Genomic DNA, 23,906 nt, shown 5'->3' on the forward strand with positions numbered 1-23,906 from the left:
TTAAGATACGTTGGACTGCTGCGAAAGTATAGCGCGGGAGAGCCGATGATCAGCAAAGGCTTTTGAAGCGGCGGGATGGAAGCGATTCGGAAGCCGAAAGGGTAGGAGCGATTAAGAAATGGAGAACAGCAGCAGGAAAGTACTCGTTAAGGTGCCGGCCAGCACGGCGAATCTGGGCCCCGGCTTCGATACGCTGGGCATGGCGCTGGACTTGTATGCATGGATTGAGATGGGCTTTGCCGAACAAACCGTCATTGAGTTCTTCGGTGATCAGGTCAAGGGTGTGCCGGCGGATAAGAGCAACCTTATCTATAAGGTGGCGCAGATGGTGTTCGAGCGGGCCGGTGTAAGCCACCCGGAGCTGTACATCGGCATGTACAGCGAAATTCCGTTGACACGCGGCCTCGGCAGCAGCGCATCGGCCATTGTGGGGGCGCTCGCCGCGGCCAACGCGCTCATCGGCAGTCCGCTGTCCGATGACGAGCTGTTTCAAATGGCGACGGGCTTGGAGCAGCACCCCGACAACGTCGGGGCGTCGCTGTTCGGCGGACTTGTCGTCGCCTTCTGGGACGGCACGCGGGCGGAGCACATTCGCGTGGAACCGCACGGACAGCTGGAAGTGCTGGTCGCCATCCCTCACTTCCAACTGTCGACGGAAAAGGCGCGGGGCGTACTGCCGCGCAAGCAGAGCCTCGAGAATGCCGTTTTCAACGTCGGCCATTCGTCGCTGCTTGTCGCCGCCCTGTGCACCGGGCGGCTCGATATGATCGCATGCGCCATGAAGGACGCGCTGCATCAGCCTTACCGGGCGGCTCTTGTGCCCGGTCTGGGTCAAATTCTCGACGAAGCGACGGACCGCGGCGCCTTGGGCGTGGCTCTTAGCGGCGCGGGTCCGACGATCCTCGCGCTCGTTGATCGGAGAAGCTCCCGCAAAGCGGAGCTGGAGCGGTTCATGGTGGACACGCTGAAGAAGGAGGGGATCGACGCCACGACCATGTGGCTGAACCCGGACAAGCACGGTGTACAAGTGCACCCGTTGACACCTGAAGATGAAAGGTGTACATTACTGGAAAAGATAAAAGGAGAGGTCCGTGCATGAAGCGAGTATCCCTCCTGGGTCCAGGCACGTTCACCGAGGAATCCGCCCATTACTTTCTCGGCAAAGACGGGTTTGAATATGTGAACTGCAAGCTGATCGCCGATGTATTCCGCGCGACCGTGGACGGAACGACCGATTTCAGCGTCATTCCGATCGAGAATACCTTCGAGGGCTCGGTCAGCCTGCATGTGGATTGGCTGGTCCATGATGTGGACCTGCCGATTCAAGCGGAATGGGTATACCCGATATCCATTAATCTGCTTTCCATTCTTGCTGTGGAGAATGAGCCTGACGCATTCGAGAAGGGCTGCGGCCGGATCCGCAAAATCTATTCACACGGTGTGACGCTGGCCCAGTGTCAAAAGTTTTTGCGTGAGCATCTGCCGCATGTGGAGCTGGAGCAGGTCGGCAGCAACGGCGAAGCCGCCAGGCTGGTGAGGGAGCTGAATGACCCGGCTATAGCGGCGCTGGCTCCTCAGGCCGCGGGCGAGCTGTACCGTTTGCAGACGCTTGCCGCAGGCGTACAGGATCATCAGAACAACTACACCCGGTTCGTACTGATCGGCCGCGAGAAGCCGGTCATGAAAACATCGGCCGGCTGCAAAACGACAATCCTCGTGACGCTGCCCGAGGATTACCCGGGCGCACTGCACCAGGTGCTGTCCGCGTTTGCCTGGAGACGGATCAACTTGTCCAAAATCGAGTCGCGTCCAACCAAGAAAAAGCTGGGGAATTATTTTTTTATATCGACATTGAGGCTTCTATGGACTCCGTATTGCTCCCGGCAGCGCTTCAAGAAATTGAAGCGATCGGCTGTCAGGTGCGCATCCTGGGTTGTTACCCGACTTACTCCTATGAGCCCGAAACTTCGGAGGTGTAATCAGACGTGGCGCAAGTCATCTACCTAAATGGGGAATACGTCAACAAAGAAGACGCGAAAGTATCGGTTTACGATCATGGTTTTTTGTATGGCGACGGCATTTTTGAAGGGATTCGGATTTACAACGGGAACATTTTTAAATGCAAGGAGCATCTGGACCGGTTGTATGACTCGGCCAAATCGATCATGCTCGACATTCCTTTGAAGCAGGACGAGATGCAGGCCGTTCTCGCGGAAACGATTCGCCGCAACGGGCTGCGGGACGGATATATTCGTCTGGTGGTTTCCCGGGGTCCCGGGGACCTGGGACTTGACCCGAGACGCTCGCCCAAAGCGAATGTAATCATCATTGTGGAACAGCTGTCGATTTATCCGGAAGAAGCTTATGTGAACGGTCTGAAAACGGTATCCGTCTCGACACGGCGCAACGTTCCGGATGCGCTCAACCCGAAGATCAAATCGCTGAACTATCTGAACAACATTTTGGTCAAAATCCAGGCGAACCTGGCTGGCGTAGGCGAAGCGATCATGCTCAATTCCCAAGGTTATGTGGCCGAAGGTTCATCGGACAATATCTTCATCGTGAAGCGCGGCGTTGTATATACTCCGCCTTGCTATTGCGGTGCGCTGGAAGGCATTACGCGTGGCGCCATTATCGAAATTTGCGGCAAATTGGGGTATACGGTCAAAGAAGAGCCGTTCACCCTGCATGACGTCTATGTGGCGGACGAGGTGTTCTTTACCGGTACAGCGGCGGAGGTCATCGCGGTTCGCGAAGTCGATGCCCGCATCATCGGCGAAGGCAAAGCCGGTCCAATCACCACCCACCTGCTGAAGGAATTCCGCAAGCTGGTCGAGATTGACGGCCTGAAGGTTTACGAATAATGGATAAGCGAGGACCCGTCTAAGACGGGTTCTTTTTGTTATCCCGGAAAAAGCCGCGATTTTTTCTGGAATTCGATGGTCAAATGCCCACTTTGCTGCATAAACTGTAATATCATTTTGTTTCGCATCGTTTGCGTGCGGCGAGACACAGCGGACGTTACCCGAACGATCATACTTCCGCAAAATTTGAAGGAGGTTTATGCAGTGAAGATTCATATCGTAAAAAAAGGCGACTCTCTCTATGAGATCGCTCAAAAGTACCATGTCGAGCTCGACAAGCTGATTGCGGCCAATCCGCACATCCCTGACCCGAACGTGCTTGACATCGGCACGAAGGTGAAAATCCCTGCTTCGCCGAAATCGATTACGCCGCCGACGGATTATTTGTATAAACACATCGCCGTGCAGGGGGATTCGCTCTGGAAGTTGGGTAAAGCGTGGGGTATTCCGCTGGCAGATATGATCGCCGCCAACCCGCAGCTCAAAAACCCTAATGTTTTGATGACAGGCGAAGCCATTTATATTCCGAAGCTGAGTGCGGCCCCGTCACAGAAGCTGAGTACGGGCGTCAAACCGAAAGCGGACACGTCTCAGATTATTCCCGAAGCTCCGCTTCCGGTGGAAGAACCGCCGGCAGCGGAGCAGGAGGCAGAAAAGCCGAGCATAGAGATTCAGCAGGAGCCTTCCAAGGAGCAGCCGAATGTGCTCCAGGCGGAAAAGACTCCCGAACAGCCTAACGTAGAGATACAGCAGCAGCCTTCAAAGGAGCAGCCGAATGTGCCGCACATTCAGTCGGCCCCGCAGTGGCCTTATGTGGAGAAACAGAAGGAGCCTTCGAAAGAGCAGCCGAATGTACCGCACATCCAGGCGATCCCGCAGATACCGAACGTGGGAATACAGCAGGAGCCTACGAAAGAACAGCCGAGTGTGCCGCACATCCAGTCGGTTCCGCAGTGGCCGAACGTAGGGATATTGCAAGAGCCTTCGAAAGAGCAGCCGAATATACAGCACATCCAGTCGGTCCCGCAGTGGCCTAACGTGGGAATACAGCAGGAGCCTTCGAAGGAACAGCCGAATGTGCCGCACATCCAGTCGATCCCGCAGTGGCCGAACATAGGTATACAGCAGGTGCCCTCGTATGAGCAGCCGAATGTGCCGTACCTCCAGGCGATTCCGCAGTGGCCGAACGTAGGTATACAGCAGGTGCCCTCGTATGAGCAGCCGAATGTGCCGTACCTCCAGGCGATTCCGCAGTGGCCGAATGTGGGGATACAGCAGGTGCCCTCGTATGAGCAGCCGAATGTGCCGTACCTCCAGGCGATTCCGCAGTGGCCGAATGTGGGGATACAGCAGGTGCCCTCGTATGAACAGCCGAATGTGCCGTACATCCAGTCGGCCCCGCAGTGGCCGAACGTAGGCATACAGCAGGAGCCTTCCAAGGAGCAGCCGAATGTGCCGTACATCCAGTCGGCCCCGCAGTGGCCGAACGTAGGCATACAGCAGGAGCCTTCCAAGGAGCAGCCGAATGTGCCGTACATCCAGTCGGCCCCGCAGTGGCCGAACGTAGGCATACAGCAGGAGCCTTCCAAGGAGCAGCCGAATGTGCCGTACATCAGTCGGCCCCGCAGTGGCCGAACGTAGGTATACAGCAGGAGTCTTCCAAGGAGCAGCCGAATGTGCCGTACATCCAGTCGGCCCCGCAGTGGCCGAACGTAGGCATACAGCAGGAGCCTTCCAAGGAGCAGCCGAATGTGCCGTACATTCAGTCGGCCCCGCAGTGGCCGAACGTAGGTATACAGCAGGAGTCTTCCAAGGAGCAGCCGAATGTGCCGTATATCCAGTCGGCCCCGCAGTGGCCGAACGTAGGCATACAGCAGGAGTCTTCAAACGAGCAGCCGAATGTTTCTCCATTTGACGCCATTCCGCAAATCCCTACTTGGGCGTCCAGCAAGCGCCAGCCATAGAGCTTTCCAATATCTCGCCCTCTTTGGGGTTCCGCAGTGGCCGAATACGGCGCATGCACTGACGGCAGTGGAGAGCAATGAGCCGTTCGGGTTACATGAGGCTGTCTTGCCTCATTACACGGTGCCGCAATCGGATTGGCAGACGGGGATTCATTCGGGAGCGGGGAACCTGCCGCCTTCTTCCGATTTGTTTCAGCAATATCATGTGCCGGCGACGGAAGTCATGGCTCACGATACGGAATCGTCCAAAAGCAAAGGAAAAGAAGAAGAATGGAAGCAGCCGGAGCACCTGCCGTTGCCGCCCGTGCATACAATGCCGACGGCCGAATCGCTTCCTGCGCTGCCGAATCTGCCTTCAAGCGCGGAGATCCCGTATTATACTCCCCATGCGCCTCTTCCTTCATTTCCTTACGTGGAAGGACCGCATTTGGGAGGAGGTTGCGGATGCGGCAAGGGTCAGCCTCAACTTCCCTACGCGTTGCCTTTGGCGGCAGGCTATCCCGGTATTCCTACGGCGGGAGATCCGTTCTTATCGTATCCGATTCATCCTTATGGCGTGCCGATAGCGCCTTACGGAACCGGTGGTTATTCTTCATTCGAGCCGTTAGCGGCAGTCAACGCTTATCCGGGAATTTCGCCGTACGCGGACACGGCCGGTCCGGGATCTCCCCTTAATGTACCCTATCCCTGGGGCGGGCAGGACTGGGGCGGGCAGGAGGCTTACGGTTACCATGACCAATCCAAAGGGGATAAGGAAAAATCCCGGGAGGAGAAGGCGGAGGTTTCTCAAACGGGACCTCAGCCGGTTCCCAGGCAGTCCAAAGCCTCTACGAAACGGAAATCGCCGCGCGTTTCGATCAGCAGTCTGATCAAACGCCATAACCGAAGAACACGGAAAACGGAAACAGTGAGAAAGGCGTCTCCTTGGATAAATAATTAAAATGCAAGGGGGTGTCCCATAAGTCACCGAGGTGACGGGGGTACCCCTTTTTCATTTTTGTAAAACAAAGGCTCTGTTAAAGGTACATGTTGATATTTGATACCTGCCCAAATCTTTATATAATTAACATAGGAACAAGTATTCGGGGGGGTTATAGGTGAGCAAAGCGTTTAGAAACTTGTTAAAATATATCGACAAATTACCACACACCCAAAAAGAGCAAGTCTATCAATGGGTTAAACGCTATGTCGAGCCTTCTTCCTCTGCTGGTGGTCGTTTAATCAATGAAATAAGAGAAACTCGCTTCAAGGAAGGATTTGAATGTCCTCATTGTTCATCAGAACACGTTGTTCGGTTCGGAAAATATAATGGTCGACAACGGTATCGCTGTAAATGTTGTGGCAAAACCTTCACTGACACAACCAATACCGTCTTGTACCGTACCCGAAAAGGCAACGAATGGATTACATTTGTTGATTGTATGTTCAAAGGATATTCCCTGCGAAAATCGGCTGAAGTCGTAGGAGTTACTTGGGTTACACTTTTTATTGGAGACACAAACTGTTAAACGCCTTGAAACAAATGGATTTTGACCATTTTGAAGGTATCGTTGAAATTGACGAGACCTATTTCCTGTACTCTCAAAAGGGGCAACGTGGCATTACTGACCGTAAACCTCGCAAACGTGGCGGTAAATCCAAGCATAATGTACTCGTTACTGATGCTTGGAGAGCTTACAAAACCTATGCAAAAGAAAAAGGTTTAGAGCATTACCGAATTAAATCAAATGACGGTAAGCACGTTATTAAAGGCTTGTATCACATCCAGAATGTAAATGGTCTCCATTCTCGTATGAAACAATGGATAGACCGCTTTAAAGGTGTGGCTACAAAGTATCTTGACAACTACCTTGCGTGGTTCTTGTTTGTAGATAGTCGTAGTAACGAAAGCACTAATCAGCATATTAAAGAATTTCTATTAACATCATTTGTATATGAAATGACTGACACTTATGACAGTTTGAGGTATCAAAATTCAATGTGTAATCCTTATTCAATTAACGAAGCGGATTTGCTCAACAAGAAGTCACAATAGGAATGTTCTCCTGCTGTAAAATATAATTAGACGTATTAATGTTCCAGAAAATAAAACAAAAATCAGAGGATTAATATCCATTAGCAGATAAATTTGAATAATGATTATTTATATTTGGGAGGGTATAAATGAAAGACTTCTTGAATGAAATTCGAAGACCAATAAATATATCGCTATCAAGAAAATTTTTATATTCGACTTTAATATTTATCGCAGGGATTATTTTAGGCATAATTTCAAAGTTACTTGATGAAACAGCCAGTAATTTATTACCATATTTTCTTGAAACGTTGGATTTAAGGAACTTCTTTTCTCGTATGGGGGTTTGGATTTTCCTTGCGGTGCTAATATCTGTGTATTGCAAATCACCTATTAGGTCTGCTATAAATGTTTTTTTGTTTTTTGTAGGCATGGTAGGTAGCTATTATCTTTATACTATTTTGATAGCTGGTTTTTTTCCTAAATCATATATGATGATTTGGATTATCATGACTATTATCTCGCCATTTTTGGCTTTTGTATGTTGGTATGCAAAAGGGAAAGGTATAATTGCTATTTCTATTTCATCTATAATAATTATGTTTATTTCAAGACAGACTTTTGCATTTGGGTTTTGGTATTTTGATATTTTAAACACTTTGGAATTGTTGCTCTGGATAGCCACGATTTTTGTTTTATATCAGTCTCCAAAACAGATAAGCAAAGTGACTACCATAGGATTGCTTCTTTACTTTGTAACTGCTCAAACAAATTTATTCTGGGGAATGTTGTAGGAAACGCTAATGCCTTGGGGTTTCCTTTATTTTGATATAATTATCAACATTGAAATATAACAGAGCCAAAACAAAAAGAAGCCAAACCTTGGTAAAATGGAAGTGACGAGCAACCATTCAAAGGAGGGCTTCTTTTGTACATTCAATATAACACAGCCGTCATCCGCTGGGGGGCCAGATTCAGATTTTTATGCCCAAAATATGACTGAACGGAATGAAGCCGATCTCGCGGCTGTCCTTACTGTGATTGCGATTGTCTCCCATCACGAAAATATTTCCTTCCGGCACAGTCCACTTCCGATTGGGCTCAGGCTGCATGGCTTCTTTCAAATACGGCTCTTCCAGCAACTCGCCGTTTCGGTACAGCTTGCTGTTTTTGAGCTCGAGCACGTCTCCGGGCTTACCGATGACACGCTTCACATACATGTTCGGATCGTTATCCCCGCGAATCCAACGAAGCAGCGGATGCTCGAGCACATCGTCCTTGAAGGAACGCACGCGGTCGACCCTGCTGTCTATGATAACAATGTCGCCGTAATCGGGCTGGTAACCAAACGTATGCGACAGCTTGGATACATAAATACGCTGTTCGTTATGCAGAGTGGGATCCATGGAATGGCCCAGTACTTTCGTCGGTTGGAATACAAACAAACCGATCAAAATCGTCAGCACGAATGCGGCGGCAAGAGAGCGAACCCAGGCCCAAATTTCTTTCATGACCGGTTGCATCGGGAACGGATCCTTCCTTTCAGTGTGTTAGTTGCTGGTTTCGTCCTAAGTATACATCCAAATAGTATAAGAGTCGATCCTTACGGGAAAAATAGTAAAAACAATCCAGCATTTAAAGACAGAAGGGGATCGAATGAATTTGCTCAGCTTCTGGAACCAGTTTAAAAAACAATTGAAAAAAAAGCTGCGTGTCAGGCGCCGTTGGATGAATTTGGCGGGTTTTCTGTTTGTGGCAGGCACACTTGCCGCCGGCTTCTGGCTGTTCAGTGACCGGTTGGCGGGACCTGCGGCTTGGAAAGAGCAGGAACAAGCAGTATTCGGCCGGAACATGAAGGAATTTAGGCAGCCGGAGGATGAGGTCCTTAAGATGGTGGCGGGAATGGACGGCCAAAGGGAGGCCTACATGAAAAAAGCTTATGTATGCGGCGAGGAGTTTCAACGGCTCGGTATGATGAGTTCGACGGATATATTGGCCTATCACCGGACACATCCGTCCTATAAGGTCAGCCTGGATGAAGGAAACAAAGTCTATTTTACGGAAACGGTGGACGACTTGTCTCCACAGTGTAAAGAAAACGCCTACTTCGGACTGGATACAAAAGGGAATCTTTCTCTGTTCGAGGGCGTGCCTGGATCCGGCGGGGAAAGTATAATCCGGACGTTTTTCCAGCTAAACATTGAGCACTTGGAAAGCAGTCTTCCGCGGGAAACGGTGAAGCAGCTGTATCGCGGAATCCGGGTAAGAGATCTGGATGATTACAACAGCGTGCTCTCGACTTTGAGCGATTACGCGATGGAAGAGACGGAGAATGTGCTGCAAAAATCATCCAATCGTTAGCCGGTCGGGCAGGACTGCAAATCAATGCCGTGCTGCAACCTTTCCACGGGAAGTTGCGTTTATTTAGGTAAGGATGAGACGCTTCATCCGACACTTGGATCGGAAGGGGATGGCGTGATGAAACGAGCCGTATTACTTGGTCTGCTTGCGGCCGGTCTGCTTGTTCTTTCGGCCTGCACTCCGAAAGCGCCCGGCCATGTCCCGCCTTCCCCGGAAAACCCGGCAGCGCAGCCGACTGATGCCGATGCTCCAAATAAAGAGGGGCAAGCATCGGATGTGGCGGAACAAGCCCGCAAAGCCATTCAAGCGCTGAAGGAAAAGAATCTGAAGCTCTTGTCCGGTTTGGCGCTCCCGGACAAGGGAATCCGGTTTTCGCCTTACGGGTTTGTCGACACCCGGAATGATCTTGTGTTCAAGCCGGAGCAGCTCAAGGAGCTATTTACCGTCAAAACCGTTTATGAGTGGGGCGTTTACGACGGATCGGGCGAACCGATCCGACTGACTTTTGCTGATTACTATGCCAAATTTATTTATGACGCGGATTTTGCAAAAGCGCACCAAACCGCTGTCAATCGGCAGATCGGGCAAGGCACGACGCGTTCCAATCTCACGGAAGTGTATCCCCCGGACCGGTACTCGTTTGTCGAGTTCCATTTTGAGGGCTTCGAGGCGCAGTTTGAGGGCCTTGACTGGAGGAGTCTGCGGCTCGTTTTTGAAAAAAACAATAACATTTGGCAATTGGTCGGGATCATTCACGACCAGTGGACTATATAACCGGAGGGATGGCTGTGGCCGCCCTTTTTTTGCTGTGCGGAGATCTTTATGAAAGCTGTGGTTGCTCCGGAAGCAAATCTGATATAATTGAAAAATGTCAGGATTAGGGAAGAAGGCGATCCAAAGGAGAGGAGGGCGGCTATGCAACCGGGCGCGCATTGCCTGCTGCACAAGCCTTGCAGCCGGTGCGGACAAACGAAATATTATCTTCAGTTTCCCACCAAAGGCTCCAGAAGATCTCGGAACGGGGCAAGAAAAAATATTTGCCGCAAGTGTGCGAGAAAGAAAGCAAAGCCGAAGCTTTCGGATATCGAAGCGCTTGGCGTGAAGGAGCCGACGCATGCCGGTGCTGCGGAAACGATGGAGACGCCGGCGAGACGGTTAGCCCCTCCTGCTCCGCCTCCTTCAAGCAAAGAAGGCGCGGCAAAGCTGCTTCGGCGGGACCGGCAGGGCATCATCCGGATGAGAGGAAAAAGCAATAACGGCAAGCGGTGGATTCAGGACATCGATTGGAGCTTGGCGGTGCTGCTCGTGGAGCAGCGGGCTGCAGTTGTTTTGAATCCCTACATGATCCGGAGACTGTACAGCAACGACGATTTCCGCAAAATGATCCTGCAGCGGGATAGATACACCTGCTACTACTGCGGTGAAATCGGCGATACGATCGATCACATCGTGCCGAAATCCAAGGGCGGCCATACCACGCCTGTCAACTGCGTTTGTTCCTGCTACGACTGTAATCAGAGCAAAGCCGACCAAGACGCGGACCGCTTTATCGGAGGGCGCGTTTCGGAAGGAAGAAGAGAATAATCTTCGTTTATTTGTTGCTAATCCGCCGGTTTCATTCAAGCCTCCAGAACTTTTTCGGCTTACTGAACGTTTTGCCGCACGGCGTATTCATCCCTCTCATTATCTGATATAATGGCAATGGAATACATATGTTCGCTTATTGGAAAAGCGGCGAAAAGAGCAGAGCAGGGGAGTTGCGCAAAGGTGCGGATTTTAGGCATTGATCCCGGGATCGCCATTGTCGGTTTCGGATTTATAGATAAACAAGGACATAGGCTGGTGCCGGTCCAATACGGCTCGATCCAAACGGAAGCCCATACGGCTGACGCCCAGCGCCTGAAGCAAATCTATGAAGCGGCAGTTCAACTGATAGATAAATACAAGCCTGATGCGGTGGCGATAGAGAAGTTGTTTTTCAACCGCAATGTTACGACGGCTTTAACCGTTGGTCAGGCGCGCGGCGTGCTGATGCTGGCTGCGGAGCAGAAGGGCCTGCCGATTGGAGAATATACTCCGCTTCAAGTGAAGCAGGCGATTGTCGGTTATGGAAAGGCGGAAAAGAAGCAGGTGCAGGAGATGGTGCGGATGTTTCTGCATCTAACCGCAGTGCCCAAGCCCGATGACGTGGCCGATGCCCTGGCCGTCGCGATCTGCCACGCTCATTCCTCAGCTTTACAACAAAAATTGAACGGAGCCTATAAACGATGATTGACTTTTTGAGAGGAACGGTAGCCCACCGGGAAGCAGATTACGTCGTGCTGGACGTGCAAGGCGTGGGGTACCGTGTTTTTTGCGCCAATCCTTATGCCGTAGCCTCTGGAAAGGACGGCGGCGAAGTCACGATGTACATCCATTATCATGTGCGGGAGGACGCGCACCTGCTTTTCGGGTTTACGTCCCGGGAGGAGCAGTCGCTCTTTCGCCTCCTGCTGGATGTCAACGGCATCGGTCCGAAGGTGGCCATCGGCGTGCTTGCCGGCGGACGTCCGGAAGTGATTGCTTCGGCCATACGGCAGGAAAACCTTGCGTTTCTCACGAAGCTTCCGGGAATCGGGAAGAAAACGGCGCAGCGGATGGTGCTTGATCTCAAGGACAAGCTTGGGGCATTATCCTCTGCCGATGAAAGCTCTGCCGTTCACGGCATAGAGGTTGCGGCGGCTGCCCTGGCAGGCGGCGGGGCTTGGGCCGAGGCCAAAGCGGCGCTGCTGGCGCTCGGATACACCGAAGCGGAAGCGGACCGGGCCGGCCAAATCGTCAAGCCGAAGCTCAAGGGTGATGAAACGGCGGATGCCGTAACGAAGCTAGCCCTGCAGGCGCTGTATCAGCAATCCCTGATGAAATGAGAACACCCGGATAAGGGCTTGCCCGCCAGGCAGGCTTGAACCCGGAGAAAGGAGCTGCAAGATGGAAGACCGCATCATTTCGGCAAACCTGATGATGGAAGACCAGGGGATGGAGTTCAGTCTACGGCCAAGGTACTTGGCGGAATATATCGGCCAATCGCAGGCGAAGGAAAATTTGAAGGTATACATAGAGGCGGCCAAAATGCGCAAAGAGGCGCTTGACCATGTGCTGCTGTACGGCCCTCCCGGCCTGGGCAAGACGACGCTGTCAAACATTATCGCCAATGAGCTGGGCGTCAATCTGCGCACGACATCGGGACCTGCGATTGAGCGTCCTGGCGATTTGGCCGCCATTCTGACGAATTTACAGGAAGGCGACGTGCTGTTCATCGATGAGATTCACCGGCTTCACCGGACGGTGGAAGAGGTGCTCTATCCTGCAATGGAGGATTACGCGCTCGATATTATCATCGGCAAAGGGCCCAGCGCCCGTTCGGTGAGGCTGGATCTGCCGCCGTTTACGCTTGTGGGCGCCACGACCCGCGTGGGGCTGCTGTCGGCGCCTCTGAGGGACCGCTTCGGCGTCGTAAGCCGCTTGGAGTACTATACGGTGGATGAACTTTCTTACATCGTCAGCCGGACCGCTGACATTTTGCAGGTTGAGATCATCGGCGAAGCCTCCCGTGAGATCGGGATGCGTTCCCGCGGTACGCCACGGATCGCCAACCGGCTGCTGAAGCGCGTCCGCGATTTCGCACAAGTCAAGGGGGACGGCATCATCACGCTGGAGATCACCCGGGCGGCCCTTGCCAGCATTCAAGTCGACGCGCTCGGTTTGGACGAAATCGACCATAAAATGCTCCGCGCCATTATTCTCGGCTTTCAGGGCGGCCCGGTCGGACTGGATACGATAGCCGCTTCGATCGGTGAAGAAAGCCAAACGATCGAAGATGTATACGAGCCGTATTTGCTGCAAATCGGCTTTCTTCAACGCACCCCGCGCGGCCGCATGGTAACGGCCAGCGCATGCAAGCATCTGGGGCTGCCTATGCCCAGCCGTTCCTGACCTGACGGAGAGGGACGAGTAACCGTACGGTTGGAAAGGGGAATATTCATGATGAAAGGTATCAAACGGCCGTTCTTGTCGGAGGAAGCGTCTTCGGGAGCTTCCAATCAGGCCGTACGACCGCTTTGCGGCATCGTATTGAAAATGACGGCTGCGGCGGCGCTGCTGCTGTCCGGAAGCATCGGTGCGCCGGAAGCCGCTCTGGCTGCGGCGCCGGCCATTCCGGCAGCACAAGCGGCCGTACCGAAGCTGGATACGATCCGTGTCGCGCTGTTTATTGATACGGGCAAATACGTCAGCCGTGCGTCAGCCGTGACGCTGTCCGCCGATGCCGGACTGACGCTGAGCCTGCGGGGAGCCGCGGGCGTCACGCCTGCCTATCAGGCGGCGGCGAAGGAACAGGTCCGTGTGTCCGCGGACGGCTATTATGCGCTGCTACCGGAAACGGCCAGCGCCGCTGAAGCCCGGACACAAGCGCAACAGGCCGCAGCTGGCGGAGCCGATGCCGGCATCGTGCAGAACACAGCGCGGGGCAAGCAGGCCTATCGCGTATATCTTGGTCCTTTCGCGACCAAGGAAGAGGCGGCCGCAGCCGCGGCAGCGAGGCCGGGCGCGGTACTCGCGGGCCCGCTGCGCTGGAATGCGGGCACGTATGCCGCAGCCGCGGAAGCACAGGCGCAGGCGGCAGCTATCGCGCAGGCCGGGTTCGACGCCAACGTAGCGCAGCTGAGCGCAGGAAGCTATGCCGTGCTGGTCGGCGGCGCCGCAGACAGCGCGGGGCTTGAAGCACTAAGGGCCCAAATCGCTGCGGCGCTGCCTGCGGTAGTATTGACGCCGATGGATGCCGCTCAGGGCTATGTGCTTCTGCGCACGGAGCTTGCCGCCGATGCCGATAGTGCAGCGCAGCCGCTGACCGCAATGGTCTTTGGCGGAAACGCAAAGCTGTGGGCGGCTTCCAACGATCCTCAGGGTGCAGTCTATGTCAAAGAGCGCTTTGGGCGGATGTACCGCGGCGGCCTCGAACTGTCTCTTCACAACCATAGGCTGGCCGTGATCAATGAGCTGTCTTTCCAGCAGTATTTGTATGCGGTTCTCGGCTCCGAGCTCAACCCGGCTTGGCCTATAGAAGCGCTGAAGGCTCAGGCGGTCGCCGCTCGCACCTATGCGCTGAAGCAAGGCGTGAAGTATCAGATCGCCCATGTTTCGGATACGACACTGGATCAATCCTACAAAGGCATGGCTGTGGAATTTCCGGCTGCGCTCCAGGCGGTCGATTCAACGGCCGGAGAGGTGCTGACTTATAACAATGCTCTGATCGATCCGCTTTACTATTCCAATGCAGGCGGGCAAACGGCAGACTCCACCGAGGTATGGGGCAATGAAGTAGCTTACCTGAAAAGCGTTTCTTCTCAGGATAAGGGAGCCGAAGAGGGCAAAAAGAAGTGGTACCGTATCGTGCTTCCCAATGGCATGTCCGGGTATATTCATTCCGATTATGCACGGGATACGGGACTGAAAAACCCGGCAGGCCTGCCTTATTACGAATCCGTGCAGGACGGGGTGAATGTCCGCCCGGCTCCTTATGTGGATAATGCAGACAATGCGGCGGTGTTTAAGGTCGATGTCCGTGACCGTTTCGTTGTGATCGGCGAGGAAACGGAATCCAACGCCTATGCCTGGATTCGCGGGCCTTATGAGGCATCGGAGATGAAAAAGCGGTTAGGTTCCGCGATGACCGCGGGCGGGGAGCTGCAACGGCTGGAAGTAACGAAGCGCGGCGTTTCCGGAAGGGCGCTTGAGGTTGCGGCGAACGGGCAGCCGCTGGCTGCCGCATATCCCGATGCGCTTCGGACGCTTCTGGGAGGATTGCCCAGCACGAAGTTTGAAATTGAAGAAACAGGACGGTATACTATATTGGGAGCGGACGGAACCGTTCGTACCCAATCCTCCTCCGCACAGCCGGTTTATACTTCAGGAGGGGGTCAGACGGTGCAGGAGCACCGCGATGAGGAGCTGTTCTTGCTGAACGCGGACGGAACGGTTCGGGTTGCAACCCGGAGCCCGCAGTTTGTTTTTCGGGGAACCGGCTTTGGCCATGGTTTGGGCATGTCCCAATGGGGGGCCAAAGGGTATGCGGAGCTCGGCTACGATTACCACAAAATACTCCAGACTTACTATATAGGGGTCTCGATTTCCAAGGGATGAAACGATAACGATGCAGGTAGATTTGTTCGATTACGATCTCCCCGAGTCGCTGATTGCGCAGACGCCGCTTGCCGATCGCACGGCATCGCGGCTTCTGACGCTCGATAAGCGCACCGGACGGATCGGCCACCACAGGTTTGAACAATTGGAGCAATATTTGCAAGCCGGGGATGTGCTGGTGTTAAACGACACAAGGGTCATTCCAGCCCGGCTTTTTGGCGTGAAGGCGGATACGGGCGCAAAGGCGGAGGTACTGCTGCTGAAGCCGTTGGAAGGGGACCGCTGGGAAGCGCTGGTCCGTCCCGCCAAACGGCTGAAAGTGGGCGCACGCCTTCATTTTGGCGGCGAAACCGGCGAACAAGACTCTGCGCCGCTGCTGACGGCCACGGTTGAATCCGAAGGGGATATGGGCAGCCGGGTGCTTCAATTTAGCTACAAAGGCATTTTTAATGAAATTTTGGACAGGCTCGGTCATATGCCGCTGCCGCCTTACATTAAAGAACAGCTTCCCGAGAAGGAGCGCTACCAGACGGTGTACGCCAAACACCGGGGGTCAGCCGCAGCGCCGACGGCAGGGCTTCATTTTACAGAGGAATATTTGCATAGGCTGGAACAAAAAGGTATACAATTAGCCTATGTTACGCTGCATGTCGGGCTGGGCACCTTTCGGCCGGTCTCCGTCGAAAACGTGGAAGAGCATGAAATGCATAAAGAGTATTATGAGGTTTCCGAAAAGACGGCCGAAGTAGTCAATGCGGCCAGGCAAAAGGGAGGACGGGTTGTCGCTGTAGGCACGACCTCGGCCAGAACGCTGGAATCGGCCGCGCGAGAAGACGGTACTTTGGTGTCCGGAAAGGGGTGGACAGGTATTTTTATATACCCCGGCTACCCATTTCGTATTGTCGATGCGCTGCTTACCAACTTTCATTTGCCCAAATCGACATTGTTGATGCTGATCAGCGCCCTTGCAGGAAGAGAACGTGTACTGGCCGCTTACAAAGAAGCCGTGGAGCGGGAATACCGCTTTTTCAGCTTCGGCGACGCCATGTTCATTTATTAGATCGAGGCAATGCCCGGAAAGAAGTGATTTTTAATGGCTATCACCTATGAACATATCAAAACGTGCAAACAATCCGGAGCCAGACTCGGCCGGGTTCATACCCCGCACGGGATCGTGGAGACCCCGGCCTTCATGCCGGTAGGCACACAGGCCACCGTAAAAACGATGAGTCCCGAAGAACTCAGGGAGATGGATGCGCACATCGTTCTCAGCAATACGTATCACTTGTTTCTCCGTCCCGGACACGACATCGTGAAAGCGGCGGGAGGGCTGCACCGGTTTATGAACTGGGACAGGCCGATACTGACCGACAGCGGCGGATTTCAAGTGTTCAGTCTTAGCGAAATGCGCAAAATCAGCGAAGAAGGCGTGCAGTTCCGCTCGCATCTGAACGGGGACAAGCTGTTTATTTCTCCGGAAAAATCGATTGAAATCCAGAATGCGCTCGGCGCCGATATTATTATGGCTTTCGATGAATGCCCGCCGTATCCGGCGGATCACAGCTATGCCAAACAATCGCTGGAACGGACGACCCGTTGGGCGGAACGCTGCTTGAAAGCGCACAGCCGGCCGGAGGAGCAAGGGCTTTTTGCCATCGTTCAAGGGGGCATGTACGAAGATTTACGCAAACAAAGCGCCGCCGAGTTGACTTCCATGGATTTCCCGGGGTATGCTATTGGAGGGCTGAGTGTGGGCGAACCGAAGCATCTGATGTTTGAGGTGCTGGATTATACTGTTCCTCTGCTGCCTTTCGGCAAGCCCCGTTATTTGATGGGTGTAGGTTCCCCGGATGCGCTGATAGAAGGCGCCATTCGCGGCATCGATATGTTCGATTGCGTTCTTCCGACGCGCATTGCCCGTAACGGGACCGTGATGACCAGCTCTGGAAGGCTTGTGATCCGAAATGCCAAATTTGCGGAAGATTTCGGCCCGCTTGATCCGGAATGTTCCTGTTACACCTGCCGCAACTATTCCCGCGCCTACGTCCGTCACTTGATTAAGGCCGATGAAACGTTCGGTATCCGGCTTACGACGTATCATAACCTCCATTTTTTATTAGAGTTGATGCGTGGGGTGCGCCAGGCGATTCGCGAGGACCGGCTGCTTGATTTTCGCGACGAGTTCTTCGCCCGATACGGAATCGACGAAAACAGCAAAGGGTTTTAACCAATATTACATAGATATTACAAGAAAGGGGAAAAGTTAATGTGGTTAGCGGCAAGTGATGCTGCAGCGGCACCGGGAATCGAGGGATACTTGGTTACTTACGGTCCGCTTGTTTTGATGTTTGTCGTCCTGTACTTTTTACTTATTCGTCCTCAGCAAAAACGCCAGAAGGCACGCAATATGATGCTGAGCAATTTGAAAAAAGGGGACAAGGTCGTTACCATCGGAGGTTTGCATGGTACGATTATCGAACTGACGGACGATACGGTCATCCTGCGCGTCAATGACGTGACAAAGCTGACATTCGAACGTTCTGCGGTGAACACCGTACAGAGCTCGTCAGGTTCGGCGGAATAAAACAACTTGGCAGCGGGATATCCCGCCGCAAATAAAAGCCCGTTCTATCGCGATTGACGCGAGGCACGGGCTTTTATTTAATTTAAATCACCGTTTCAAATTCACTCCGATCATACCGCCGATGGCTCCGGACGGCACCGCCAATCCCGCCAAAATCAACGTGTCCTTTGTAAGTCCCGAGTCATAAGCCAAAAAGCCGACCAGCCAAACCACGGCGACGTACAAGGCTCCGAGCAGTATGCCTTGATACCAGCCTCTGCTGCCGCTTCGCTTTCCGGATACCATCCCTCCGATCAGCATGGCCAAACTATGAATCATCCAGGTTGTTTTGCGCCAAGAGTCTTCCGGAATATCGGTTGCGAGCAAGATGAGCGAGGCGATCAGCGTGCCGATCAGCATAACACCGACAGCATACGTTAATCCGGATAACAAGGGTGATTTTTTCATAGTCACCTCATTCCTCCTAATCCGATCCGTGATCCCCTGAAGTATGGTTCAGGGCTGCAAGCTCGCTCCTGCTCGCCGGGACAAGAGGCGCTGCACCGCAAGCTCGCTGCTTCACTCCCATTGTATGGGCATGTACCAGAAAATAGTACAGGTTCCTCAGGCAATTACCAACAATTCTCCCGCATGACAAGCAGCGGCCAAGGTCAAAATATTCCCTGAAGAGTAACCGGGAGGAAGAGCCAATGGAGATATGGACATTATTTGTTCGAACAGTCTTGGTCTATCTGATCGTGTTCTTGATGATGCGGATTATGGGGAAAAGGGAAATAGGCAAGCTGTCTGTTTTCGACCTTGTCATTTCCATTATGATCGCGGAGATTGCCGTGTTCGTGCTGGAGGACTTGAACAAGCCGATGCTGGAAGGGATTCTTCCCATGGTGACGCTCGTGGCTGTCCAGCTTCTCATTGCGTATATTTCATTGAAAAGCGAGAAATTACGCCGGTGGTTTGAAGGCAAGCCGTCGGCCATCATTGACGGCGGCAAGCTGAACCGTGAAGAGATGCGCAAGCAGCGTTACAATCTTGACGATCTGCTGCTTCAGCTTCGTGAGAATAAGGTGATGAACGTGGCCGATGTGGAATTTGCCGTTCTGGAGCCTTCGGGCAAGCTGACGATCTCGGAAAAGAAAGATCATCTGGATCGCTCCTCGACAGGACAGGCATCCATTCGTTATGAAGGCCTGCCGCTTCCGCTGATCATGGATGGAAAAGTGCAGGACGAGAGTCTTCAGAAGCTGGGAAAAACAAGGTTTTGGCTGAAGCATGAGCTACAGTCTCTAGGGGTAAAGGATTTTAAAGAAGTATTTTTTTGCTCGATCGATCATCGGGGCAAATGGTTTATCGATAAAAAAAAATAAAATGCGGCGTACAGCTTTACTTTACGAACCTTTTGCCGAGCCAGATGACACGGAACAAATCATTTCGGTCGATAAGCCTCACCAGGATGGCCAAAAGCAGATAGATGATCATACCGATGATACATGCGGCAAAAAAGCGGGCAAAACCATCTGAGATCCAATTCGATTGCATGACGGTGTGACTTGCGAATGCCGTGCCCGCCATGCAGAAGGCTGCTTTTATGAAATCGGAAAGCTGCATCCGGAAATGCAGAAGCCGTACGATGCTGTGCCAGTGCAGGGTTGTAACGAGCATAATATTGACCGTAATGGCAATGACGGCACCCAAGATTCCGTATTCAGGACGGCTGGCCAGAAAATAGATCAGCGACAGCTTGACTGCTGACCCGATGAGCGTATTCATTAGAGCGCTTCCGGGTCTTTCGAGCGCCTGCAAGGCGGCCTGAAGCGGGGCCTGGAAGTAAATGAACAGGGCAGCCGGGGCCATCATCTTCAGCATGGAACCGACTCCGGGCTGACCGTACATATATAAGCATATCGGTTCGGCCAGAACGTACATTAATACCGCGAAGGGGGCGCCCGTTACCAAAGCGAGCTTTAGCGATTGGTGCAGCCGCATATGAATGGTGAGCATATCGTTCTTGGCGGCGGCTTCCGATAACGACGGCACCAGCGATACGGCAAGCGAGAAAGTAAGGGCGCTCGGCAGCATGAGTACGGGAATGACCATCCCTTGCAGCGCTCCGTATTGCGCTGTCGCGAGCCCTGTGGCGATACCGGCCATGGCCAGGCTTTGGACGATCAGAACTGATTCCAGAAAGTATGAACCCGAGCCCACCAGTTTGCTCCCGGTGATGGGGACAGCCAGCTTAAAGATCTGCTTCAGATTGGCGATACGTGAAAGCGAGCGGTGGGAACCGATTTGTCCGCGGGGCGTGCGCTGCTTGCGGCTCTGGCGGTAATACAGGATCAGGACGAGCAGGGCGCAAATTTCTCCCGCCACCACCCCGACCATCGCTCCGGCAGCGGCGTATTCGATCCCGTAAGGAAGCATCCAATAAGCGAAGGCCAGAACGGTTATGATCCGAACGATGGTTTCCATGACTTGAGAAAGCGCTGTCGGAATCATATCTTGGCGTCCTTGAAAATATCCGCGAAAGACAGAGGATACAGCGACAAAGAGAACGATTGGCGTCATGCACAGGAACGTAAAGTATACGCGCGGGTCGGTAAACAGGTGGTCGGTGATCCAGCGCGCGCCAAAGAAGATCACTGCCGTAAACAGGATGCCGAGTAAGAGAGCCACGGCAAGGGCCAAGCGAAATATGCTTTTGGCACGCGCCTCGTTTCCTTCCGCTTCGGCGGCGGCGACCAGCTTGGCCACCGCAATCGGGATCCCGCCCGTTACGACGGTAAGTATAACCACGAGGAATGGCCAGCCCATTTGATAGAGACCGATGCCTTCAGGACCTATGACCCTGGGAAGGGCTATCCGCGGAATAAACCCCAGGATACGGTTAATGATACCGGCTGCAAGCAATATGAGCGTACCTTTGATAAACGATTGTTTTGTCAAGGGAATGACCTTCTTTCTTTCCCATGGGCTTGGACCCTGGTGTTACTAAATGGATATGCATAACCTGTCCTTGCGCATGCAACAATTTTTCTGAGTGCGGAAATACCGGCGGCGGCAGGAAAACGAACGGCGGCAGCGAATAGGTAGTTAAGACAAGGCTTCGCATGCGGGAGGGATGCTGGATGGATAAAGACGAATGGAAGCCGGGTCATAGCGGCATAGACCCGAAACCGGATGAACAAGGTCCGGAGGAAGCGGCGGATTCGGCTTCCGAAAGGAAGGCCGAAAGCATGGTGCCTTATATGGAGCTTCATTACATGGCGGCCGCAGCCGGAGCGGAAGCCGGGGAGCAAGAAATGGCGGAGCACGATACAAAACGGCCGTCGGCCGAAGACGCGGAAGCAGAAAAGGAAGAATCAGATGCGAGCAGCTCCGGTACCGGAGAAGAAGGAACCGGGGAAGACGAGGAATTGAACCGGGTGATTGAAGATCTATGCCGCAGTAAAGCTCAGGAATTCCGTATGCTCGGTTACGAGCATGTGACCGGCCAGGAAATTTGGGAATGCGTAAGCGACAAATACAACAAGACCGGCATCCCGCCGCTGCACCGGATCGTGAACGATATCCTGTCTCTCAAAGTGACGCAATTTATGAATTGGATGACGATGAGCATATATAAGGACAACGCCCATTTTCGATGATAAATGGGCTTCTTTTTTTGCACTGCTCCCCCTATCTGCTACAGCTCTCCTTAAATTGACTCGATTTTCGCAGGTAGGTATAATAGGAATATTGAGTTTGGAAGGAGACAGCTATGGACATCAAAAGAATCGTGGCGTTTTTCGTGAGTGTAGCGATCGTCTTCGCTGCAGCCATTTGGACGAGTCCTCATCTTGTAAGCAATATAAAGTTGGGTCTTGACTTAAAAGGCGGTTTTGAAATCCTGTACGTTGCCGAACCGGTTGAACCGGGACAGCAGGTGACCAAGGAGTCGCTGCTTGAAACCGCCCGGAGCATCGAACAGAGGGCAAACGCTCAGAAGGTAAGCGAGCCAGAAGTGACTACGGAGGGAAAAGACCGGATTCGTGTGCGGCTCGCCGGTATTGAGAATGAAGCCGAGGTCCGGGAGATATTGAAGAAGCCTGCGGAGCTGTCTTTCCGCGGTCCGGATGGCACCAAGGAAATGGTCGGAAGCGACTTTGAAGTCGGTGCCGCCAAACTCGGCTTCGACGAGGCGAACAGACCGCTCGTTAATATTAAAGTAAAAGATCCCGAGAAATTTCGTCAGGTGACGCAGAAGCTGCTTGGGAAGCCGCTTGCGATCTATTTGGACGAGGTGGAGCTATCGGCTCCGATCGTACGCCAGGTACTGACGGACGGCACGGCCACGATCAGCGGCAACTACACGTACGAAGAAGCAAAGAAAATTGCCGACACGATCAACCTCGGCGCGCTTCCGCTAAAGCTTACGGAAAAGTATACGCAATCCGTCGGGGCATCGCTTGGCCAGCTGTCGCTGCAGCAAACCGTTAAAGCGAGCATCATCGCATCCATATTGATCGTTTTGTTCATGATCGTGTATTACCGGGTGCCCGGATTGGTTGCATCCATCACCATCGTGACTTTTATCTGGTTAATGCTGCTTGTCACCTACCTGATGAAGGCCACATTGACGCTTCCGGGCATCGCCGCATTTGTTCTGGGGGTCGGAATGGCGGTGGACGCCAACATTATTACCTATGAGCGGATCAGGGAAGAACTGCGCAGCGGCAAGAGCATTATGTCCTCGCTGAAAGCGGGCTCCCGTCACTCGTTCCGTACCATACTGGATGCCAATCTTACGACAATTCTTGCCGGAGCTGTACTTTATTTCCTTGGAACGGGCGCGATTCAAGGGTTTGCACTGACACTGATTTTTACCATTTTGGTGAGCATATTGACGAACGTCTTCTTCTCAAGATGGCTGTTAACCCTTCTCGTACGCAGCAACATTGTAAAAAAACCAGCTTATTTTGGGGTAAAGGAGTCCGAAATCAATGCTCTATAACGCCAAATATGATTTAATGAAGCACCGCAGGAAATTTTTTGGCATCTCAATAGCCATCACCGTCATCGGAATCGTTATGATGCTGATATTCGGTTTGAATCTCGGGGTCGATTTCAAAGCGGGTACGACGCTTGATATCTCAACGGGAGGCAAGGCGATTCAGCAGTCGCAAGCTGTTGAACTCGTCAGAAGCGCCGGTCTGGAGACAGCGACACCCCCCGTTGTTGGAGGAGCGGCCGAGGACCGGGTCACGCTGCGTTTCGATAAGGTGCTCACTACCCAGGAAATCGATCAGATCGAGGCCAGCTTCAAAACGGCATTCGGGGATCAAATTTCCAAGGAAGAAAACACGGTGGATACGGAATTAGCCAAAGAACTGGCGCTGAAAGCCATTTATGCGGTATTGATTGCCAGCTTGGGGATTATGCTTTATGTAAGCATTCGTTTCGAATGGCGTTTTGCTGTTGGAGCGATCGCCGCACTGCTTCATGATGCGTTTATGGTCATAGCTATATTCTCCATTTTCCAGTTAGAGGTCAATTTGCCGTTTGTCGCGGCCGTACTGACCGTTATCGGTTACTCTATTAACGATACGATCGTTATTTTCGATCGAATTCGTGAAAACATGCGGTTTGCCAAGGTGAAGACCTTTGACGATTTGTCCCAGATCGTTAACCGCAGTATTTGGCAAACGATGACTCGTTCTATCAATACGGTGCTGACCGTCCTGATTGCGGCGGTGCTGCTGTTCGTTATGGGAAGCGAATCCATTCGCCTTTTCTCGCTTGCCATGATTATCGGGCTTATAAGCGGTATGTATTCTTCCATCATTATCGCAAGCCCGATCTGGCTGGTATTGAAATCCAAGACGTTAGGTGCTAACAAGAAAGCCGCAGCTTAAGCGGTTTAGCAAGCGCGGCCGCGCGAAACGGCGAGTTTCGGCGGCCTTTCTATC

Annotated in this window: 23 protein-coding genes and 2 pseudogenes; 22 read left to right on the forward strand and 3 right to left on the reverse strand. The window is 52.9% G+C overall.

Annotated features, from left to right (window positions below):
• Positions 1-118: 118 nt before the first annotated feature.
• The 8 genes and pseudogenes from thrB (at position 119) to EXW96_RS06360 (ending at position 7,636) form a co-directional block, all read left to right on the forward strand.
• Positions 119-1,099, forward strand: coding sequence for a homoserine kinase (gene thrB / locus EXW96_RS06325; protein ID WP_074727160.1), 981 nt, complete (start codon positions 119-121; stop codon positions 1,097-1,099).
• A pseudogene (gene pheA, locus EXW96_RS06330) lies at positions 1,096-1,979 on the forward strand (prephenate dehydratase). Before thrB ends, pheA begins: the two are co-directional and overlap by 4 nt.
• 6 nt (positions 1,980-1,985) lie before the next feature.
• Positions 1,986-2,864, forward strand: a complete 879-nt coding sequence (gene ilvE, locus EXW96_RS06335) for a branched-chain-amino-acid transaminase (RefSeq protein ID WP_062409242.1) — start codon at positions 1,986-1,988, stop codon at positions 2,862-2,864.
• A gap of 204 nt (positions 2,865-3,068) precedes the next feature.
• A complete protein-coding gene (locus EXW96_RS06340; protein ID WP_174350159.1) occupies positions 3,069-4,505 on the forward strand; it encodes a LysM peptidoglycan-binding domain-containing protein in 1,437 nt (478 codons plus the stop codon).
• Between the two features lie 35 nt (positions 4,506-4,540).
• Positions 4,541-4,828 (forward strand): hypothetical protein, encoded by a 288-nt coding sequence (locus EXW96_RS06345; RefSeq protein ID WP_174350160.1) that lies wholly within the window; start codon positions 4,541-4,543, stop codon positions 4,826-4,828.
• Between the two features lie 106 nt (positions 4,829-4,934).
• Entirely contained in the window at positions 4,935-5,768 is an 834-nt protein-coding gene (locus tag EXW96_RS06350) for a hypothetical protein (RefSeq protein ID WP_174350161.1), read from the forward strand.
• 157 nt (positions 5,769-5,925) lie between these two features.
• Positions 5,926-6,814 (forward strand): annotated as a pseudogene (locus EXW96_RS06355) (IS1595 family transposase).
• A gap of 177 nt (positions 6,815-6,991) precedes the next feature.
• Positions 6,992-7,636: a DUF6518 family protein gene (locus EXW96_RS06360; protein WP_062409239.1), complete on the forward strand. Its 645-nt coding sequence runs from the start codon at positions 6,992-6,994 to the stop codon at positions 7,634-7,636.
• 180 nt (positions 7,637-7,816) lie between these two features.
• On the opposite strand, the gene lepB is transcribed toward EXW96_RS06360, so the two are convergent.
• Positions 7,817-8,365, reverse strand: a complete 549-nt coding sequence (gene lepB, locus EXW96_RS06365) for a signal peptidase I (protein ID WP_062409237.1) — start codon at positions 8,363-8,365, stop codon at positions 7,817-7,819.
• Between the two features lie 133 nt (positions 8,366-8,498).
• Between lepB and EXW96_RS06370 the strand changes: the two genes are divergently transcribed.
• The 10 genes from EXW96_RS06370 (at position 8,499) to yajC (ending at position 17,964) form a co-directional block, all read left to right on the forward strand.
• Complete coding sequence (locus EXW96_RS06370; RefSeq protein WP_054820292.1) at positions 8,499-9,203, forward strand: BofC C-terminal domain-containing protein; 705 nt, start codon at positions 8,499-8,501, stop codon at positions 9,201-9,203.
• A gap of 117 nt (positions 9,204-9,320) precedes the next feature.
• A complete protein-coding gene (locus tag EXW96_RS06375) occupies positions 9,321-9,977 on the forward strand; it encodes a hypothetical protein (protein WP_174350162.1) in 657 nt (218 codons plus the stop codon).
• Between the two features lie 141 nt (positions 9,978-10,118).
• Complete coding sequence (locus EXW96_RS06380; protein ID WP_062409234.1) at positions 10,119-10,787, forward strand: HNH endonuclease; 669 nt, start codon at positions 10,119-10,121, stop codon at positions 10,785-10,787.
• Positions 10,788-10,970: 183 nt separating this feature from the next.
• Entirely contained in the window at positions 10,971-11,474 is a 504-nt protein-coding gene (gene ruvC / locus EXW96_RS06385; RefSeq protein ID WP_054820295.1) for a crossover junction endodeoxyribonuclease RuvC, read from the forward strand.
• Complete coding sequence (gene ruvA / locus EXW96_RS06390; RefSeq protein WP_062409232.1) at positions 11,471-12,109, forward strand: Holliday junction branch migration protein RuvA; 639 nt, start codon at positions 11,471-11,473, stop codon at positions 12,107-12,109. Before ruvC ends, ruvA begins: the two co-directional genes overlap by 4 nt.
• A 61-nt stretch (positions 12,110-12,170) precedes the next feature.
• Positions 12,171-13,175: a Holliday junction branch migration DNA helicase RuvB gene (gene ruvB / locus EXW96_RS06395; RefSeq protein ID WP_062409231.1), complete on the forward strand. Its 1,005-nt coding sequence runs from the start codon at positions 12,171-12,173 to the stop codon at positions 13,173-13,175.
• Between the two features lie 48 nt (positions 13,176-13,223).
• Positions 13,224-15,380: a SpoIID/LytB domain-containing protein gene (locus tag EXW96_RS06400; RefSeq protein ID WP_254611268.1), complete on the forward strand. Its 2,157-nt coding sequence runs from the start codon at positions 13,224-13,226 to the stop codon at positions 15,378-15,380.
• Between the two features lie 10 nt (positions 15,381-15,390).
• The gene (queA, locus tag EXW96_RS06405) at positions 15,391-16,440 is read left to right on the forward strand and encodes a tRNA preQ1(34) S-adenosylmethionine ribosyltransferase-isomerase QueA (RefSeq protein ID WP_054819013.1); all 1,050 of its coding nucleotides are present in this window, start codon (positions 15,391-15,393) and stop codon (positions 16,438-16,440) included.
• A gap of 33 nt (positions 16,441-16,473) precedes the next feature.
• Positions 16,474-17,607, forward strand: coding sequence for a tRNA guanosine(34) transglycosylase Tgt (tgt, locus tag EXW96_RS06410; RefSeq protein ID WP_174350163.1), 1,134 nt, complete (start codon positions 16,474-16,476; stop codon positions 17,605-17,607).
• A gap of 39 nt (positions 17,608-17,646) precedes the next feature.
• Complete coding sequence (yajC, locus tag EXW96_RS06415) at positions 17,647-17,964, forward strand: preprotein translocase subunit YajC (protein WP_062409229.1); 318 nt, start codon at positions 17,647-17,649, stop codon at positions 17,962-17,964.
• 87 nt (positions 17,965-18,051) lie between these two features.
• Here the strand turns inward: yajC and EXW96_RS06420 are convergent, their stop codons facing one another.
• Positions 18,052-18,411: a TIGR04086 family membrane protein gene (locus EXW96_RS06420; RefSeq protein WP_062409228.1), complete on the reverse strand. Its 360-nt coding sequence runs from the start codon at positions 18,409-18,411 to the stop codon at positions 18,052-18,054.
• 242 nt (positions 18,412-18,653) lie between these two features.
• Between EXW96_RS06420 and EXW96_RS06425 the strand changes: the two genes are divergently transcribed.
• The gene (locus tag EXW96_RS06425; protein ID WP_062409227.1) at positions 18,654-19,328 is read left to right on the forward strand and encodes a DUF421 domain-containing protein; all 675 of its coding nucleotides are present in this window, start codon (positions 18,654-18,656) and stop codon (positions 19,326-19,328) included.
• 16 nt (positions 19,329-19,344) lie between these two features.
• Here the strand turns inward: EXW96_RS06425 and spoVB are convergent, their stop codons facing one another.
• Positions 19,345-20,904, reverse strand: coding sequence for a stage V sporulation protein B (spoVB, locus tag EXW96_RS06430; protein ID WP_062409226.1), 1,560 nt, complete (start codon positions 20,902-20,904; stop codon positions 19,345-19,347).
• 182 nt (positions 20,905-21,086) lie between these two features.
• Between spoVB and EXW96_RS28270 the strand changes: the two genes are divergently transcribed.
• The 3 genes from EXW96_RS28270 (at position 21,087) to secF (ending at position 23,852) form a co-directional block, all read left to right on the forward strand.
• Positions 21,087-21,605, forward strand: a complete 519-nt coding sequence (locus EXW96_RS28270; protein WP_307722568.1) for a post-transcriptional regulator — start codon at positions 21,087-21,089, stop codon at positions 21,603-21,605.
• A gap of 113 nt (positions 21,606-21,718) precedes the next feature.
• The gene (secD, locus tag EXW96_RS06440) at positions 21,719-22,951 is read left to right on the forward strand and encodes a protein translocase subunit SecD (protein ID WP_174350164.1); all 1,233 of its coding nucleotides are present in this window, start codon (positions 21,719-21,721) and stop codon (positions 22,949-22,951) included.
• Positions 22,941-23,852: a protein translocase subunit SecF gene (gene secF, locus EXW96_RS06445; RefSeq protein WP_174350165.1), complete on the forward strand. Its 912-nt coding sequence runs from the start codon at positions 22,941-22,943 to the stop codon at positions 23,850-23,852. Before secD ends, secF begins: the two co-directional genes overlap by 11 nt.
• The last annotated feature ends 54 nt before the right edge of the window (positions 23,853-23,906 follow it).

This window comes from Paenibacillus sp. JMULE4 (assembly GCF_013337105.1).
GTDB lineage: Bacteria > Bacillota > Bacilli > Paenibacillales > NBRC-103111 > Paenibacillus_G > Paenibacillus_G naphthalenovorans.

Coding starts and splice junctions, on each gene's coding strand:
- thrB (WP_074727160.1), top strand. CDS start 119: ATGGAGAACAGCAGCAGGAAAGTACTCGTTAAGGTGCCGGCCAGCACG.
- EXW96_RS06360 (WP_062409239.1), top strand. CDS start 6,992: ATGAAAGACTTCTTGAATGAAATTCGAAGACCAATAAATATATCGCTA.
- lepB (WP_062409237.1), bottom strand. CDS start 8,365: ATGCAACCGGTCATGAAAGAAATTTGGGCCTGGGTTCGCTCTCTTGCC.
- EXW96_RS06370 (WP_054820292.1), top strand. CDS start 8,499: ATGAATTTGCTCAGCTTCTGGAACCAGTTTAAAAAACAATTGAAAAAA.
- EXW96_RS06375 (WP_174350162.1), top strand. CDS start 9,321: ATGAAACGAGCCGTATTACTTGGTCTGCTTGCGGCCGGTCTGCTTGTT.
- EXW96_RS06380 (WP_062409234.1), top strand. CDS start 10,119: ATGCAACCGGGCGCGCATTGCCTGCTGCACAAGCCTTGCAGCCGGTGC.
- ruvA (WP_062409232.1), top strand. CDS start 11,471: ATGATTGACTTTTTGAGAGGAACGGTAGCCCACCGGGAAGCAGATTAC.
- ruvB (WP_062409231.1), top strand. CDS start 12,171: ATGGAAGACCGCATCATTTCGGCAAACCTGATGATGGAAGACCAGGGG.
- EXW96_RS06400 (WP_254611268.1), top strand. CDS start 13,224: ATGATGAAAGGTATCAAACGGCCGTTCTTGTCGGAGGAAGCGTCTTCG.
- queA (WP_054819013.1), top strand. CDS start 15,391: ATGCAGGTAGATTTGTTCGATTACGATCTCCCCGAGTCGCTGATTGCG.
- tgt (WP_174350163.1), top strand. CDS start 16,474: ATGGCTATCACCTATGAACATATCAAAACGTGCAAACAATCCGGAGCC.
- yajC (WP_062409229.1), top strand. CDS start 17,647: ATGTGGTTAGCGGCAAGTGATGCTGCAGCGGCACCGGGAATCGAGGGA.
- EXW96_RS06420 (WP_062409228.1), bottom strand. CDS start 18,411: ATGAAAAAATCACCCTTGTTATCCGGATTAACGTATGCTGTCGGTGTT.
- EXW96_RS06425 (WP_062409227.1), top strand. CDS start 18,654: ATGGAGATATGGACATTATTTGTTCGAACAGTCTTGGTCTATCTGATC.
- EXW96_RS28270 (WP_307722568.1), top strand. CDS start 21,087: ATGGATAAAGACGAATGGAAGCCGGGTCATAGCGGCATAGACCCGAAA.
- secD (WP_174350164.1), top strand. CDS start 21,719: ATGGACATCAAAAGAATCGTGGCGTTTTTCGTGAGTGTAGCGATCGTC.
- secF (WP_174350165.1), top strand. CDS start 22,941: ATGCTCTATAACGCCAAATATGATTTAATGAAGCACCGCAGGAAATTT.